This is a genomic window from Microcoleus sp. BROC3, from assembly GCF_036702515.1.
Taxonomy (GTDB): Bacteria; Cyanobacteriota; Cyanobacteriia; order Cyanobacteriales; family Microcoleaceae; genus Microcoleus.
The window spans coordinates 88,059-102,860 of the sequence record NZ_JAUBTQ010000023.1; the positions used below are offsets into that span (position 1 = coordinate 88,059).

Annotated in this window: 13 protein-coding genes; 5 read left to right on the forward strand and 8 right to left on the reverse strand. The window is 48.7% G+C overall.

Annotation, left to right across the window (positions count from 1 at the left end):
- Positions 1-46 precede the first annotated feature (46 nt).
- Together QUB30_RS16505 and QUB30_RS16510 are read right to left on the reverse strand one after the other, a co-directional pair.
- Complete coding sequence (locus QUB30_RS16505; RefSeq protein ID WP_333067199.1) at positions 47-259, reverse strand: hypothetical protein; 213 nt, start codon at positions 257-259, stop codon at positions 47-49.
- A 352-nt stretch (positions 260-611) separates the two neighbouring features.
- On the reverse strand, positions 612-2,204 hold the full coding sequence (locus tag QUB30_RS16510) for a CPBP family glutamic-type intramembrane protease (RefSeq protein ID WP_333335102.1): 1,593 nt from the start codon (positions 2,202-2,204) through the stop codon (positions 612-614).
- Positions 2,205-2,419: 215 nt separating this feature from the next.
- On the opposite strand from QUB30_RS16510, the gene QUB30_RS16515 reads away from it, so the two are divergent.
- Positions 2,420-3,781, forward strand: coding sequence for a histidine phosphatase family protein (locus tag QUB30_RS16515; protein WP_333335105.1), 1,362 nt, complete (start codon positions 2,420-2,422; stop codon positions 3,779-3,781).
- Positions 3,782-3,905: 124 nt separating this feature from the next.
- Here QUB30_RS16515 and QUB30_RS16520 read toward each other — a convergent pair whose 3' ends face one another.
- Positions 3,906-4,154, reverse strand: coding sequence for a hypothetical protein (locus tag QUB30_RS16520; protein WP_333335108.1), 249 nt, complete (start codon positions 4,152-4,154; stop codon positions 3,906-3,908).
- 64 nt (positions 4,155-4,218) lie between these two features.
- Here QUB30_RS16520 and QUB30_RS16525 point away from each other — a divergent pair, with 64 nt between their 5' ends.
- Entirely contained in the window at positions 4,219-5,532 is a 1,314-nt protein-coding gene (locus QUB30_RS16525; RefSeq protein ID WP_333335111.1) for a dihydroorotase, read from the forward strand.
- A gap of 116 nt (positions 5,533-5,648) precedes the next feature.
- Positions 5,649-6,404, forward strand: a complete 756-nt coding sequence (locus QUB30_RS16530; RefSeq protein WP_333335114.1) for a 4'-phosphopantetheinyl transferase superfamily protein — start codon at positions 5,649-5,651, stop codon at positions 6,402-6,404.
- Positions 6,405-6,849: 445 nt separating this feature from the next.
- Here the strand turns inward: QUB30_RS16530 and QUB30_RS16535 are convergent, their stop codons facing one another.
- Both QUB30_RS16535 and QUB30_RS16540 read right to left on the reverse strand, forming a co-directional pair.
- Positions 6,850-7,590 carry a response regulator transcription factor gene (locus tag QUB30_RS16535; RefSeq protein ID WP_333335116.1) on the reverse strand — a complete coding sequence of 247 codons (741 nt, stop codon included), beginning with the start codon at positions 7,588-7,590 and terminating at the stop codon, positions 6,850-6,852.
- Between the two features lie 111 nt (positions 7,591-7,701).
- A complete protein-coding gene (locus QUB30_RS16540) occupies positions 7,702-7,860 on the reverse strand; it encodes a hypothetical protein (protein ID WP_333236863.1) in 159 nt (52 codons plus the stop codon).
- A gap of 264 nt (positions 7,861-8,124) precedes the next feature.
- Between QUB30_RS16540 and QUB30_RS16545 the strand changes: the two genes are divergently transcribed.
- Entirely contained in the window at positions 8,125-8,871 is a 747-nt protein-coding gene (locus QUB30_RS16545; protein ID WP_333335119.1) for a creatininase family protein, read from the forward strand.
- 219 nt (positions 8,872-9,090) lie between these two features.
- On the opposite strand, the gene rpsF is transcribed toward QUB30_RS16545, so the two are convergent.
- A complete protein-coding gene (gene rpsF / locus QUB30_RS16550; RefSeq protein ID WP_333335123.1) occupies positions 9,091-9,426 on the reverse strand; it encodes a 30S ribosomal protein S6 in 336 nt (111 codons plus the stop codon).
- A gap of 15 nt (positions 9,427-9,441) precedes the next feature.
- On the opposite strand from rpsF, the gene QUB30_RS16555 reads away from it, so the two are divergent.
- Positions 9,442-10,359 carry a carbohydrate ABC transporter permease gene (locus tag QUB30_RS16555; protein ID WP_333335126.1) on the forward strand — a complete coding sequence of 306 codons (918 nt, stop codon included), beginning with the start codon at positions 9,442-9,444 and terminating at the stop codon, positions 10,357-10,359.
- A gap of 265 nt (positions 10,360-10,624) precedes the next feature.
- On the opposite strand, the gene QUB30_RS16560 is transcribed toward QUB30_RS16555, so the two are convergent.
- Positions 10,625-13,177, reverse strand: coding sequence for an HDIG domain-containing metalloprotein (locus QUB30_RS16560; RefSeq protein ID WP_333335129.1), 2,553 nt, complete (start codon positions 13,175-13,177; stop codon positions 10,625-10,627).
- 434 nt (positions 13,178-13,611) lie between these two features.
- Positions 13,612-14,760, reverse strand: coding sequence for an ADP-ribosylglycohydrolase family protein (locus QUB30_RS16565; RefSeq protein WP_333335132.1), 1,149 nt, complete (start codon positions 14,758-14,760; stop codon positions 13,612-13,614).
- Positions 14,761-14,802 lie beyond the last annotated feature (42 nt).

Here is a 14,802-nt window from a genome sequence, read left to right on the forward strand (position 1 = left end):
TGCACGACCTTGAACAATCGAGGTAAGTAATTTTACTAATTTTTACTCATTTGTTTGGGTTTTTGCGAAACTTAGACATCGCAAAATACAGTAGAACTATACCGGCTTGAGCTTGTAGAATGACCAAGTAGCCTCTCAAGAAATAATTTAGTTCGCTGCCTGAATTGAGAGAAAATATTAAAATGCCCAAGGCTGCGTAGGGTGCGAAACGCATCCAACTCGGCGTTCCCTCTAAGTTGCGGCTGTTCAAATTGCTCATGGGTTTAAGCCTCATCCTAAATTAAAATTTAGCTATAAATTAGCCGGATTGTCAACTTCCGTTTGGTGCGATCGCCCGGGTGAGTCTCTCAATCATCAGCCGACAAGATATTACTTCCATGTTAAACCCTGTTTTTCCGCTCAAGTAAGGAACCGGGGCCCGTCGAGCTAGAGCTGTGGCTGATATTACAGATTAGGGTGAAGCCGCCCCTAATGAAATTCCGGTTATTTTACCGGACTACATATCAGGGGCGCACCGAGCACCCTACTGCTGTTTTTGGCAAGAGTCGATCGCCCGCACGAAAACTGTCAAAAAAACTCGGTTAATTCACAATTATTAACAACCGTCCGAATTAACTTGCGCCGCCGCCCAAAAGAAACAGACTCAGGAGAGTACCGCTGTTCCAAAGACTGTGGAGAAGCATAGGAGCAAGTAGATTGCGCGATCGCGTGTACACAAACCCCAAAACCGCACCCAAAGTCGCCAAAGGCAGAATCTCCGAGACACTCAAGTGGGCCACCGCAAACAAGAAAGCAGAAGCTGCGATCGCCCCCCAAACAGGCAAATAGCGAGTCAGAGAAGGCAGCAGAAAGCCCCGAAACACGATTTCCTCAAAAACCGGAGCCGCGATCGCAGCAGTGCCGAAAAACACCACCAAAGCCACGTTGTCCCTACCTTCGAGAACGATCGGCAAAATAGGATTACTGCCACCTTGTCCCTGCCACAATTGCTGATTAATCAGCGACACCAAAACTACCAAAGGCAAAGCAACAAAATAGCCGCCAAAACCCCACAAAAACCAACTTCCCCGCCAATTAATCCGAAACCAACCTTCCGGCAAAGGCAAAAAAGATTTGACCGAAAAATACAGTACCGAAAGCCCCCCACCCGACAGCAACAAATAAGTAGCAAAGATATAAAAAGCCTTGTCGCGCGGGTTAAAAGTAGCTGGATTGAGTTTTAAAACAGCCAGAGAAACTGGCAGTAACAAATAGGGAATCAAGATTTGGCCGACAAAGAAAAAGCCGACCACAAGTACCTGCCAAACAATCTCGCCGTCCCAAGGCACATCCCAACTCAAGCTCGCATTGCGCGCCAACAGCGGCCCCGAATCTGCTTTCTCTAACTGCTTCCGCTGCAACAGCCACTGCACAGTCAAACCAACCAGCAAAACCGTGCCAATACAAAGTGCGATCGCCGGAACCCCAACCACAATTGCCAACTTTTCTATAGCTTGCTCAGCCGTTGCTTGCTCTGCTGCTTGCAGCGCCGCCAGCTCTTTAGAACGTTCTTGCAACTTGTAAAGTTGAGCTAGAGCGCGATAGCGAAACCAGCCATCCAAAGACTTTTGAATGCGCGGCTCGGCATCCGGCAGCAGTTGAGCCGGATTGCTCCAAATTCCTGTTAAAACTTGAGCAGTTTCCACCGAAGAATCGTCATAAATTTTAGTTTGGTAGCGATCGACTAAATTTTTCCAAGTTTGAAGCGCCGCCTCAGTTTTGCCGCTGCTTGCCTGCAAAATTCCTAAGCGCAAGTCAAGTTCATTTAGCAGCCCTGACTGTTGCTTGATTGACTCTGACGCCGCCTTATTTTGAGCCAAACTCAGAGTATTATCATCAGACTTAGAGGCGATGGCAGACTGAATTTCTTTAACTTGTGCTTGAGTTGTTTCGAGAGTTTTGCGAGTCGAGTCTCGCGCTTCTTGATATTGCGTCAAAGCCGTATTTAAAGGATCTGCACCGACAATATTGTTGCGCGCCGAACTTAAATTAGCACTCTGATTATTTTCTCCTTGCCACTCCGAGGCGTGAAGCAGCAAATTTGTCTGGTAGAGCTCCAGCCGGCTTTGAATTTGCGGCTGGTTCCAACTAGCAAGTAAAGATAAACCGACCAGGGCGATCGCGATCGCCGTTAAAATACCTAAAATAACCCGCTTCAGTGTCATTCCTCGTTTTCCGTCCCGCGCGAATCCGTGGCTAAGTCTTTTCCGTCTCTAATCATAGGCGTTTGCAGCCGAGAGTATCCCGACAACTGGTAAAATTTCACTGGCTCATCTTTTTGACTCGCCTCGCACCCGAAGACTGGGTAAGGCGTGCACCGCGCACCCGAAGCGCGGTAACAGGCTAAATCTAAAATCTAAAATCTAAAATCTAAAATCGAATGACTCGCATTATCTTAGTCCGTCACGGCAAAAGCACTTACAATCAAGAACGCCGCATCCAAGGCCGCCTCGATAAATCAATTTTGACAGAAGCAGGCCGCAGCGCCGCCCTGCAAGTAGGCGACACACTCAGCAGTATCGCCTTTGATGCCGCCTATACCAGTCCTCTACAACGAGCCAAAGAAACAGCGGAAATCATCCTGTCGCGCTTGACAAATCCGCCACAACTCCAACCAACTGATAATTTGATGGAAATCGATTTGCCTCTGTGGGAAGGAATGCTGCGCCAAGATGCGATCGACAAATTCCCCGAAGCATATCAGCAGTGGCAAAGACAGCCAGACAAATTTTCCATGAAACTGCCATCTGTGGATGGCGAAATCGAACACTTCCCCGTATTGGCAATTTTTGCTAACGCCCGTCATTTTTGGCAAGAACTTTTATCGCGCCACCGGGACGGCACAATTCTAGTAGTAGGTCATAACGGAATCAACCGCGCTCTCATAGCTACAGCGTCAGAAATTAACCCGAATTACTACCAATCTATTCAGCAGTCAAATTGCGGCATTAGCGTCCTTAATTTTGGATATTCCCCTGTTACCACCGACGAGCCAGGAGAGCCAAAAAAGAAAGTTCCAGTTCAATTAGAATCCCTGAATTTAACTTCCCATACCGGGGAAATTTTTCCCAAACCGAGGGATGGACACCAAGGTCCGCGATTGTTGCTGGTGCGTCACGGCGAAACCGACTGGAATAAAGCAGGTAAATTTCAAGGGCAGATTGACGTGCCTCTCAACGATAACGGCCGCGAACAATCCCGGCGGGCGGCAGAATTTCTCAAGGATGTAAAATTAGATTTTGCTATTAGCAGTTCGATGCTGCGCCCGAAAGAAACTGCGGAAATTATTCTCAAATATCACGGCGGTTTGCAACTGGAACTGCGCGACGAGTTGAGAGAAATCAGCCACGGACTTTGGGAAGGAAAGTTTGAATCAGAAATCGAACAATCCTATCCGGGTTTGCTAGCAGAATGGAAAACATCTCCTGAAACAGTCCAAATGCCCGAAGGAGAGAATTTGCAGCAAGTTTGGACTCGGGCGATCGCATCTTGGCGAGAAATCGTACAATCAGTTTCTGGTACTGGGATTGTCGTTGCTCACGACGCCATTAACAAAGCGATTCTCTGCCATCTATTCGGTTTGGAACCCGAACATTTCTGGAAATTCAAACAAGGAAACGGAGCCGTTAGCGTGATTGATTATCCCCACGGCCCCGATGGTTTGCCTGTATTGCAGGCAATGAATGTCACAACTCATTTGAGCGGCGGCGTTTTTGACCAAACAGCCGCCGGAGCACTGTAATCGGTAAATTGCTGAGCGCGAACCCGTAGACGTATTACCGGTCTGCTGTTTGACGATTACGCCTTCGATCCCCCCTAGCCCCCCTTCTTAAGGGGGAAAAGAAGCCTTCTCAAAGTCCCCCTTTTTAAGGGGGATTTAGGGGGATCGAGACTCGTGTCAAAGCGAAATTTATCAAAGCTTTTAGGCCTAAGTTAACACCACTGCCCACCGCTACGAGTACCCGCCTGAAAAATGTTTGAATTTTTATAGCAACTGCCAAGATGGTTAGGACGTTCTTAATTACTAAAACCCTTGCTTTTATTCCTTCTTCCTTCTGCCTTCTTCCTTCTTCCTTCGTGTCCTTCGCGTCTTCGCGGTTCCATCTTCCATCCATCCGTTACATCCGTTACAGAATCCGTTGCCGAACTTCCTTCTTCTATATATTTGAATCTTAAGTTATGAGCCGCGAACTGCTACAAAATGTACGAGTGCTAGATCCAGTTTCAGGGAGCGATCGCATCGCTGATATTCTGATTGCTGAAGGTGATATCAAAGCAGTTGAGGAAAAAATTGCTGAGTTTCCCTCAGACACGGAAGTGCGGGATTGCCGGGGACTGATTTTAGGGCCGGGGTTAACTGATATCTACAGTCACAGCGGAGAACCGGGTTTTGAGGATCGGGAAACCCTGGAATCTTTGATGCAGGCTGCGGCGGCTGGCGGTTTTACGCGAGTGGCGATTTTGCCGGATACCTCGCCACCTGTTGACAATTTGGCCGGTTTAGCTTTGTTGCAGCAACATATCCGCAATTTGTCGCCCGGGCTGCCCCGCTTGTATTTTTGGGGCGCGCTGACAGCGGGCGTTAAAGGGCAGCAGATGGCCGAGTTGGGCGAGCTGGCCTCCTGTGCAGTGGTGGGTTTTGCGGACGGTTTGCCGCTGTCTAATCCGGCTCTGGTGAGGCGTTTGCTTGAGTATATCCAACCTTTGGGCAAGTCTGTGGCTTTGTGGCCGTGCGATCGAACTTTGGCAGGAAATGGCGCGGTGAGGGAGGGTGCGGTGTCGGTGCGCTTGGGTTTACCAGGAATTCCGGCGAGTGCGGAAACTTCGGCTTTGGCGGTAATTCTGGAGTTGGTGGCATCTGCGGGCACTCCGGTGCACATTATGCGCGTTTCTACGGCGCGCAGCGTGGAATTGATTCGGGATGCCAAGGCGCGGGGTTTGCCGGTGACTGCAAGTGTGACTTGGATGCACTTGCTGTTGAATGTCGGGGCAATTTCAGGCAACTCTAAAGATTCCGGCGGGAGAAATGCTCTGACTGCTTTGTTCGCCTACGATCCGAATTTACGCCTAGAACCGCCGTTGGGGAATCTCAGCGACCAATTAGCGTTGATTCAAGCTGTGAAAGATGGGGTAATTGATGCGATCGCGATCGACCACAATCCGCATACTTATGAGGAGAAAACTGTGGCTTTTGCTGATAGTCCGCCCGGGGCGATAGGCTTGGAATTAGCTTTGCCTTTACTATGGCACGGACTGGTAGAAACTGGCGATTTTTCGGCTTTGGAACTGTGGCGAGTTTTGAGTACCCGGCCGGCCGTTTGTCTCGGACAAACCCCCGCCACGGTTGCACCGGGAGCCTCTGCTGAGCTGATTTTGTTCGACCCGCAAATGAGTTGGACTGTTGACGGGTCAAGTCTGAAGTCGCGATCGGCAAATACGCCTTGGTTGGGACAGCAATTAGCAGGAAAAGTTGTGCAAAGCTGGATTTATTGACCCTTGGGATTGGGAGCTTTTAAGGAACCGCGAAGGGCGCGAAGGAAGAGAAATAAGAGAAAGAAGAAGATCGGTAATTTGGTAAGTGGAAGCTTTGGATAAAGCCGGGTAAATATATGATTGCTGTCGTTTTTTCGTGGAATTCTCCACCGCTAGACTTGACATTGGATCAGGGCGAAATTCATGTTTGGCGCGTGTCTCTGGCTCAAACGCCGTCTTGCTTGCAGAGTTTACAACAGACTCTCTCTACGGACGAGCGGACAAAAGCCGAGGGTTTTCACTTTCCCAAAGGTCGATCGCAATTTATTGTGAGTCGTGGCGCACTCAGAGCGATTCTGAGTCGCTATCTTAACATAAATTCTCACATTTTGCGTTTTGAGTACAATCCCTACGGCAAACCCTCTCTCATCGCCGCCCAAGGGGGAAATACCCTGCATTTCAATTTGTCTCACTCCGGGAACATGGCTCTAATTGCGATTACCAAAAATCGAGATATTGGTATCGATATTGAAAGCATAAATCCCAACTTTCCTTGCCTGGAAATTGCGGAAAAGTTTTTTTCCCCCTTAGAAAATTCTGTGTTGCTTTCGCTTCCAGAACATCTTCAATCCCGCGCGTTTTTTACCTGCTGGACTCGCAAAGAAGCCTACATTAAAGCAGTTGGTAAAGGACTTTCTATTCCCCTGAATCAGTTTGATGTCAGCCTCGCACCAGGAGAACCTGCCGCGCTGTTAAATGTTGAAGACAACCCCGAAGAAGCATCGAGATGGTCTTTAATGGAATTAATTCCGAGTTCAGATATGGTGGCGGCTGTTGCGGTTGCAGGAGATTGCTCGAAACTGCATTGTTGGCAGTGGACAGGAGAGTTTTGATTTATATCAATTCCGGTTGCACCGGAATTATTGTTGACTGTTGACTGTTGACTGTTGACTGTTGACTGGCGGATCGAAAACTGAATGGTTGAGTGTTAACTGTTGACTCTATTTTATTATTCCGATGCAACCGGAAACGATATTATGCTGAGATGTTGCACCATTCTCAATAAGCTTTTTATGAACAGGCAAGATGCCTGTTCCACAAAGAATGAATTTTCTCGCTTCACAGGCATCTTGCCTGTTCTTGAGAATGGTGCAAGATGTGAGTTTATGCCGATGGGTCAGGGTAAAAGAGAACGGCAACGGTCGCTGGAATAGCTCTACTGGTTGCACCTCCAAACTATTGTATTGCGAACCCTACATAGACCAATAAGGACACAACAATGTTGTGCCCCTACGTTTATTTGACTGCAACTTGCTACCCTACAACTGATTTAAAAATTTAACCAAATCGATAGCCGAACCCGCGTACCGTAATGATATATTCCGGTTGGGCCGGATCTATTTCCAACTTTTCGCGCAGCCAGCGGATGTGAACGTCAACTGTTTTGCTGTCTCCGATAAAATCTTGACCCCAAATTTTTTCCAACAACTGATCGCGAGACCAAACTCGCCGGGGATAACTCATAAATAGTTCTAGTAAGCGAAACTGTTTAGGAGAAAATTTCACTTCCAGACCGCGAACCAACACGCGACACTCTTCAGGATACAAAGTTATGCTCTTATATTGCAGCATCATCGGCTGCCGCAACTGACCGAGGCGCTGGCGTCGCATCAGGGCCCGACAGCGAGCGATAAACTCCCGCATTCCAAAAGGCTTAGTCAGATAATCATCCGATCCGGCTTCTAGGTAAAAAGCGCAATTGTTGGCACTTCCTCTAGCACCGATAATCAAAATAGGTACGGGATTTCCTTGATGCCGTAACATTCGACACAGATCCAAACCGTTAATGGAATCCATAATTAACAGGTTAAAGGCAAATTCACTGTGGTATGACGAAGAAGCCTGCACAGAAGGCAGAGCGTTGCGCCCGTCGCTAGTAACCACCACCTCGTAGCCCTGTTCTTGAAGGGCTAAAGCTAGCATTTCCCGCAACAGGTCTTCACCTTCCAATAACAAAATTCGGCCAGCTTGTCCAACAGCCAACCTTGAAGGACTTTCGCTTAATTCAGCAGAAGACATAAATATCCGTGGGAGTTATGTTTGTATGTGGCTAGCGGGAGGTGCCTTGTTCAGTAGCTGAGGCACTCTCGCGCTGCGATCGCTTGTACGATCGTCAGAAAGTTCGATCGCTTAGAATCCTTCGCCAGTCCATCCCACAGACACGCGCTCGACCTTTGCTACTTGCTCGTGCAAGGAATACAGCCGTAGAGCAGTTGCCGGAACCGCGCTGTCTGCCTGCGTCCAGGCGTCAGAAGGCTGGTCATTTTTAGGGGTTGGTGTTAATTTCATAAAACATTGCCCGCTGTTAATTGACCAGGTAACACCCAATCTATAGGGAGATGCTTGTTATACTACTCTTAAAAGGTTATTAAAAGGTAAAGTTTTGGTAATCAAGCGGTTAAATTATTAACGTTAAGTAATATAACTGTAAAGTTGCGATCGCACTGTAGAGCTTTTTTTAAGAATACAATAATAAGTTTGCCCAAACTCCTTTTTCTTCCCGTGCCGGCTACGATCGACGATAGCAAGTAAAAATTCTGTAGACTGCCTATCATGTTGCTGCATTTGAGTACCTGGCCCGAGGTAGAAGCTTATCTCGAAAGCTCCCGAGGCATAATTATCCCGATCGGCTCCACCGAACAGCACGGGCCCACCGGCTTGATCGGGACTGACGCCATTGCTGCGAATGCGATCGCCGGCGGTGTCGGCGAAGCTGCCAATGCCTTAATCGGCCCGACAATTAATGTAGGCATGGCTTTGCACCACACCAGCTTTCCCGGCACAATCAGCTTCCGACCGCAGACGCTGATACTGGTAATCAGGGATTATATCACATCTTTGGCAAAAGCTGGATTTGAGAAATATTTCTTCATCAACGGTCACGGCGGCAACATTGCCACGATGAAAGCAGCATTTTCCGAGACATACGCACATTTGTCGGACTTGAATCTACCGAATGCCGATCGAATCCAGTGTCAAATTGGCAACTGGTTCATGTGCGGTTCAGTCTACAAACTCGCAAAAGAATTGTACGGAAACCAAGAAGGTTCCCACGCCACCCCCAGCGAAATTGCATTAACCCAGTACCTTTATCCAGAAGCAATCAAGCAAGCTCCGCTTTCGGAAGAAGTTGGTTCCGGGCACAAAATTTACGGTGCTGCTGATTTCCGCCGCCGATTTCCCGACGGCAGAATGGGTTCAAATCCGGCCTTAGCAACCCCCGAACACGGCCAGCAGTTTTACGAGTTAGCAGTCAAAGAACTGACTAATAATTATTTGGAGTTTTTGAACTCAGATTAACGCTGTTTCTGTTGCACCATTGTCAATCGGCCTTTGACGGGCGGGCAGGATGCCCACCCCACAATCAAACTTAATCTTTTTTGTGGAACAGGCATCTTGCCTGTTCTTGAGCGGGCAGGATGCCCGCCCCACAATCAAACTTAATCTTTTTTGTGGAACAGGCATCTTGCCTGTTGTTGAGAATGGTGCAAGATGTCAGTAACGAGTAAAAAACTCGTTTTAGGCGGCGGCTTCCGCTTCCGCTTCCGCTTCCGGTGCATCTGGCACATCCTGCTTGATCGTCAAATAGCGAATCACTTCCTCGCTCAGACGCATCGCGCGCTCCAGGGTAAAGATTGCAGCGCCCGGAGCTGTATAGTTCATTTGAACATATACTCCGTCCCGGTGCTTGCCGATTTCGTAAGCCAAACGGCGCTTGCCGCGGTGCTGAGTTTCGATGTTTTCAGCACCTTGATCGCGCAAAATTGTTTGATATTTCGCGATCGCCTGGTCTGTCATTTCCTCACCCAAATCTGGGCGCAGAATGTACATAGTTTCGTAAATAAACGGTTTCATGGCAATAATCCCCTTATGGACAACAAGGCTTCTCACGAAGCAAGGACTTATCATCATATCCCAACAATGAACAATCTCAAAACTAAAAAATCAAATTCCCCAAACCGCACTCCCTCGCGGTGGAGCACCCTGTGGACGTACAGCATGATGGGCGCGATCGCACTTTTAATGCTGTTTCCCCTGCTGTGGCTGCTCAGTACCTCCCTCAAATCCCCCACCGAAAACATTTTTCAATTTCCCCCGCAACTGTTACCGCAACAGCCAACCCTCGAAAACTTCATCAAAGTTTGGCAAACCAACCCCTTCGGCCGCTACCTGTTCAACAGCACCCTGATTGCGGGCCTCACAGTTAGCATCAACGTCCTGTTTTGCGCCCTCGCCGCTTACCCCTTAGCCAGACTCAACTTTCGCGGCCGAGAAGCTATTTTAATTACGATCGTTTCCACAATCATGATTCCCTTCCAAATAGTCATGATTCCCCTGTACGTATTGACAGTACAACTCGGATTAAAAAATAGCTATTTAGGCGTAATTTTTCCCGGACTAGCCTCAGCCTTCGGCATATTTTTATTGCGACAAGCCTTCCTAGCAGTTCCCAAAGAACTCGAAGAAGCCGCCCGCATCGACGGCTGTGCAGAATTAGGCATTTGGTGGCACGTTATGATTCCGGCAATTAAGCCGGCTTTAGTTACTTTAGGAATTTTTGTATTTATCGGTTCTTGGAGCGACTTTCTGTGGCCGCTGCTAGTTTTAGAGAGGCCGGAATATTACACGTTACCTTTAGGCGTAGCCAATTTAGCCGGGACATTTTCTTTGGATTGGCGTTTGGTGGCGGCGGGTTCCATTATTTCTATTGTTCCAGTTTTAGGACTATTTTTGCTCTTGCAAAAATACATTGTGCCGACAGAAACTGCCGCCGGAGTCAAAGGATAGAATTAATACCATTTTAGATTTTAAGTTTTAGATTTTAGATGGTAAATGACTAATTCCATACAAACAACCGGGTTTCTTAGATGCTCCTGCGTAATATCATGTCCGCTGGAACGACCGTAATTAAATAGGTTTGTAATGAGGACTTCAGTTATCATAAAAGTCAGAGGACTAAAGTCCTAACTACAAACCTTATCGTGGTTATTTGACCGGACAGGATATAATTACTCAACTCAAAACTCAACATTTTAAACTAAGAACTATTCCTCTACCTGGGAGTAAAAACCGCACTAGGATAAGCAATCCGCTTGTGATTGAACTGTTCCCAAACCCGCACAAAAATCTCCGCAATTAGAGACATATCCTCCCGAGTCAAACCCGAATCAATCAACTGATTATCCTGCCAGCGAGCCCTCAAAATCCGATTAACCATATTCAAAGCCTCTTCATGAGTAGCATCCTTGAGCGATCGCAAAGCAGCCTCGCAAGAATCCGCCAGCATCAGAATCCCCGTTTCCCGCGACTGCGGAATCGGCCCATCGTAGCGAAAATCCTCCTCCCTCACTTGGCGACTTGCGATTGCTAACTTTGAATTATTCGCATCTGGCAAAGCAATCTTTAAATCTTCTATTTCTTTTGCAGCAATTTGCTGCGCTTGGTGGTAGAAATAAGCAATTAACATTGTACCTTGGTGCTCGGGAATAAACGCTTGAATTGCCTTCGGCAATCGATGCTTCCGCGCCATCACCAAGCCCTCGCTAACGTGCTTTTTAATAATCTCCGCGCTCGCCCAAGGGTCATTAATTTCATCGTGTTTGTTACCCCCGCCCATTTGATTTTCACAAAATCCGAGCGGGTCGTGCATTTTTCCAATATCGTGGTATAATGTCCCAGCTCTGACCAGCTCAACATTGCAGCCGAGTTCCCGGGCCGCAGCCTCCGCCAAACTCGCCACAAACAGCGTGTGCTGAAAAGTCCCCGGAGCCTCGGCAGCCAATTTCTTCAACAGCGGGCGGTTGGGATTGGCAAGTTCCGCCAGCCGAGTCGGCGTAATCAAGTCAAAAACGTGTTCCAAATAAGGGCTGATGCCGATCGCCACAACGCTCCAAGCCAAACCGGCCAAACTTTGCGCGCCCACAGTACCGAGCACGACGTACCAAATCGCACCGACAGCGGCGCTGGCAATCAAAGTCCCCACCAGATAAACCGTGCCCTGAGTCAACCCAAGAGCCAAGCCCAAAAGAGCCAATTCCTCGCGCGATCGCAGCCGCCCGGCCATAAAAGCGCCTAGCAATCCCCCCGCCCCGCTAGCGACTAAATGAATCAACTCCACATTTAAGCCAACGGGCAGCAGCGCCGACAGCAGCCCCACCACAGTCACTCCCACGGCAGAACCGTAGAAGCCGCCGGCTAAAATCCCGATCGCGGGCAAACTCGTCCAAGGCAGCCCCAAACTCACCAGCACCGGCGCGCTCAAAGTCAGCAGCAGCAATAGCAAATGATCTCTCCGGCGCAAGCGGTAGTGCCTTTCCACCAGCAGTACGATCGCAATTGCCCCCGCTACTAAACAAACAAAACCCGTCAGCCCCAGCCAATTTACCCCCCGCCGGCTCAAACCAAAATAGTCTAGCAACACGAAATCTTGCTGCGAGATCTCTTTTCCTTCTCCAACAATTATGTCCCCCCGATCTACTGCGATCATCACCGGTTTCACCTTTTGCGCCGCTAATTCAGCTAGCTGTTTGGTTTCCTCGGGATCTCTGACCAGATTTGGCTGCAAAATCGCTGTTAAACCCTCAACCGCCAAAGCTTGGGACTCTAACGGCACTTCATCAGCCACTTGCAGCTTCACAGCTTCTTTCAAAATGTCTTTTGGCAAGCCTTGCGGGATACCTTGAGCCACCATCCTTTTTGCCGCCCGACTCATGCCGGTTTGGGTTTTCTGCCAAGCTGCATCCGACAAATCAAACAACGAAGTATCGTAAATCTGTGGGATCCCGGAAACCGACGGTTTTCCCAGCGCCTCCACAGCATTGAGATAGCGCCGGCGAGCAGAGGAAATACTGTCTGTCAGGCTTTGAAAGTCTTGTTCCCGGACCGATCGGCTGTAAGCTTGCAGTTGAGCGATAGCATCTTGCTGAGACTTGTTCTCCGTCTGCGCAGCACTTGCGGGGGAATCCAAACTCAACCGCTCGTCCGTTGCACTGTTGTCCCCCGCTTGCGCCAAAATCGATCGCCACTCCCACTCGGGGCAGCGCCGCAAGTAAACCTGAGCCGCATTTGAGAGGACCGAGGGACTGGCAAACGGAAACGGGCCTACCGCCTGCCGGAGCTCGCTTCCCTGCTGCAAAAATTGTTGTAATTCTTGATAAATTTGTCGATCGACCGCAGAATCCAGCATTAATATAGCTACAGCCCCGATCCGCGCTGCTTTCCGCTGTTCTTCAGTAGTTTTGTAATCGGGGATGCTAGCACTAGCAGGAGCCTTAATCGTCTGAGGAGCTTTCGTCCCCACATCCAGTTTCGGCTGGTTGTAGAAGCGGTGGCCCAGAGTGCTGCTTAGGGAAACTACCGCGACCAGCGCCAACATAGGAGAACGAGCTTGATTTTTGAGGCTTGATTTTGAGGTTTTACTTCTAAATCTAGTAAAAGTCTCGGGCAGATCCCATTTCTGGAGCGACAAACGGCTCAGGAGAGACCCGCCAGCCCGTAAGGTATCTGCTTTGCTGCCACCATTTTGCACTTTAGCAATGTGTTGGCGCAGTGAGCGCGCAGCCCCTAGCTGCTCAATCTGCCGCATCAATGAGGAGAGCGTATTCATTTGTGTCGAAGATATATCACTGTTATCCAGCAGCTTTGTCAGAAATTCTGACGGTGCATCTTGATTGAGTTTATCCGAACTACCGTGGCTGAATATTCAACCTTCCAGGCTACTTTGCCTGACTGTCGCCAGCAGTTGGGTTTCCTGACTGTAGCCAACAACGCAAGCAGTGTTCTCAAGCTTCTGCTGCTTCTTTCCTTCCCTCGTCCATCTTTAACAGAACTCGCGTAGGGCTAAAAACCAGATTTCTCCGTATATCTCTCGTTGCCCAACCCCCTCTTCTCCTAGAAACCCGGTTTATTGGGGCAGGCGCGTCCGATTTAATTTTTGAGTTTTTAATATTTAATTGTCGCTCTCCTTCCACTTGCGCTTTTGACTTGTTAATTGGTAAATGCTAATTTCTGGTTTCCCCTTACCGTTAAAAGCTCAAAACTTTATATTTTACGAGGTCTAATGACATAAGGTGCAGCCACCGCTCGGGCCAGCGCTGCCGAGTCCAGGCTGGCATCTGGCCTGTAAACTCCCGCCCAAACAGCAAACAGATTATTTGCTAACTCCACAATTGTTGCATCGCTGCCAATTTCCCAGACCGAGGGTTCTCGGCCTTCGGCCTTCGGCAGCGATTTAACGGCAGCCGAAGATACTTGTCGCCATTCTACAGGAATCGCAGTAGCGCCGTTGTACGCTCCCGACAAAGCTCCCGTCAAAGCGCAGGTAAGTTGTCCGGTTATGCCGGTGCGGGCGGCCCGCATCACTGACAAGCGTAAGTCTTCTGGGGTGTTCAAGAAGCAGTAGAAAGCTAGGGCAATGGGAATGAAATTTCCAGGGTTGACAATTGACTCGGTTTGTAATTTTTTCTGGCCCTCGCCCTGTCTTTCTCGCAAAGCTGTGGCGCTTTTGCACAGGTGAGTTGCGGCTGTTTCTAAATCGGCTCCCTTTTCTAGTAGTATTTGTACTTGCAGCAGCAGCTCTGTTAAGGCATTATCTGTTTTGACGTAGGCAATTGTTTGCTCGATCGCTGTGGCGGGGTCAAGTTTTTCTTTGAGAGCTCGGGCGATCGTATATTCTACTGCTAAAATTGCTGTTTCCCATTCTGGCTGGTTTTCCTTGGGCCAAACCTCTATCGCCAGCATGATTTTTTCTCGCAGCTTGGCTTTATTTTCGTGAAAAAACATCGCCGCAGGCAGCGCCGCAACGGCAGCTTCACAAGGGTTGAGGATGCTTTCAAACTCAGTGCTTGGCGGATGGGAGATTTCCGACTTGGCAAATGCTTCCCAAGTATCGCGCCAATCTTTTAAATCTAAACCGCTACACCGAATTAAACTTTGAGCGCACGCTACCGCAAGTCTCCCGGATGCGGATGAGTCTTTGCCACTGGGGATTTTGCTGTTGAGGGTATTCAACGCGAATGTTGCCCCACCTACGGTCAATTGTTGGTGTTTCGTCAGCGGTAAAATCGGCTCCAAGTCTTCTGTTTGGGGGGGAATACCCACGAGTTGCCTTTGGTATTGCAGGCCTATAGAGTCTCCTAAAACTGCCCCCAAGATGGTTCCTTGAAACTTGCTCAACAGGGAATGCCGCATTTTAATTTAACTCAAGTTGTTAGTAATTGGTAATTTATAATT

What these genes read in the sequence shown, in the direction of transcription:
- QUB30_RS16505 (WP_333067199.1), bottom strand. Translation starts at nt 259, where the DNA reads ATGAGCAATTTGAACAGCCGCAACTTAGAGGGAACGCCGAGTTGGATG.
- QUB30_RS16510 (WP_333335102.1), bottom strand. Translation starts at nt 2,204, where the DNA reads ATGACACTGAAGCGGGTTATTTTAGGTATTTTAACGGCGATCGCGATC.
- QUB30_RS16515 (WP_333335105.1), top strand. Translation starts at nt 2,420, where the DNA reads ATGACTCGCATTATCTTAGTCCGTCACGGCAAAAGCACTTACAATCAA.
- QUB30_RS16520 (WP_333335108.1), bottom strand. Translation starts at nt 4,154, where the DNA reads ATGGATGGAAGATGGAACCGCGAAGACGCGAAGGACACGAAGGAAGAA.
- QUB30_RS16525 (WP_333335111.1), top strand. Translation starts at nt 4,219, where the DNA reads ATGAGCCGCGAACTGCTACAAAATGTACGAGTGCTAGATCCAGTTTCA.
- QUB30_RS16530 (WP_333335114.1), top strand. Translation starts at nt 5,649, where the DNA reads ATGATTGCTGTCGTTTTTTCGTGGAATTCTCCACCGCTAGACTTGACA.
- QUB30_RS16535 (WP_333335116.1), bottom strand. Translation starts at nt 7,590, where the DNA reads ATGTCTTCTGCTGAATTAAGCGAAAGTCCTTCAAGGTTGGCTGTTGGA.
- QUB30_RS16540 (WP_333236863.1), bottom strand. Translation starts at nt 7,860, where the DNA reads ATGAAATTAACACCAACCCCTAAAAATGACCAGCCTTCTGACGCCTGG.
- QUB30_RS16545 (WP_333335119.1), top strand. Translation starts at nt 8,125, where the DNA reads ATGTTGCTGCATTTGAGTACCTGGCCCGAGGTAGAAGCTTATCTCGAA.
- rpsF (WP_333335123.1), bottom strand. Translation starts at nt 9,426, where the DNA reads ATGAAACCGTTTATTTACGAAACTATGTACATTCTGCGCCCAGATTTG.
- QUB30_RS16555 (WP_333335126.1), top strand. Translation starts at nt 9,442, where the DNA reads ATGGACAACAAGGCTTCTCACGAAGCAAGGACTTATCATCATATCCCA.
- QUB30_RS16560 (WP_333335129.1), bottom strand. Translation starts at nt 13,177, where the DNA reads ATGAATACGCTCTCCTCATTGATGCGGCAGATTGAGCAGCTAGGGGCT.
- QUB30_RS16565 (WP_333335132.1), bottom strand. Translation starts at nt 14,760, where the DNA reads ATGCGGCATTCCCTGTTGAGCAAGTTTCAAGGAACCATCTTGGGGGCA.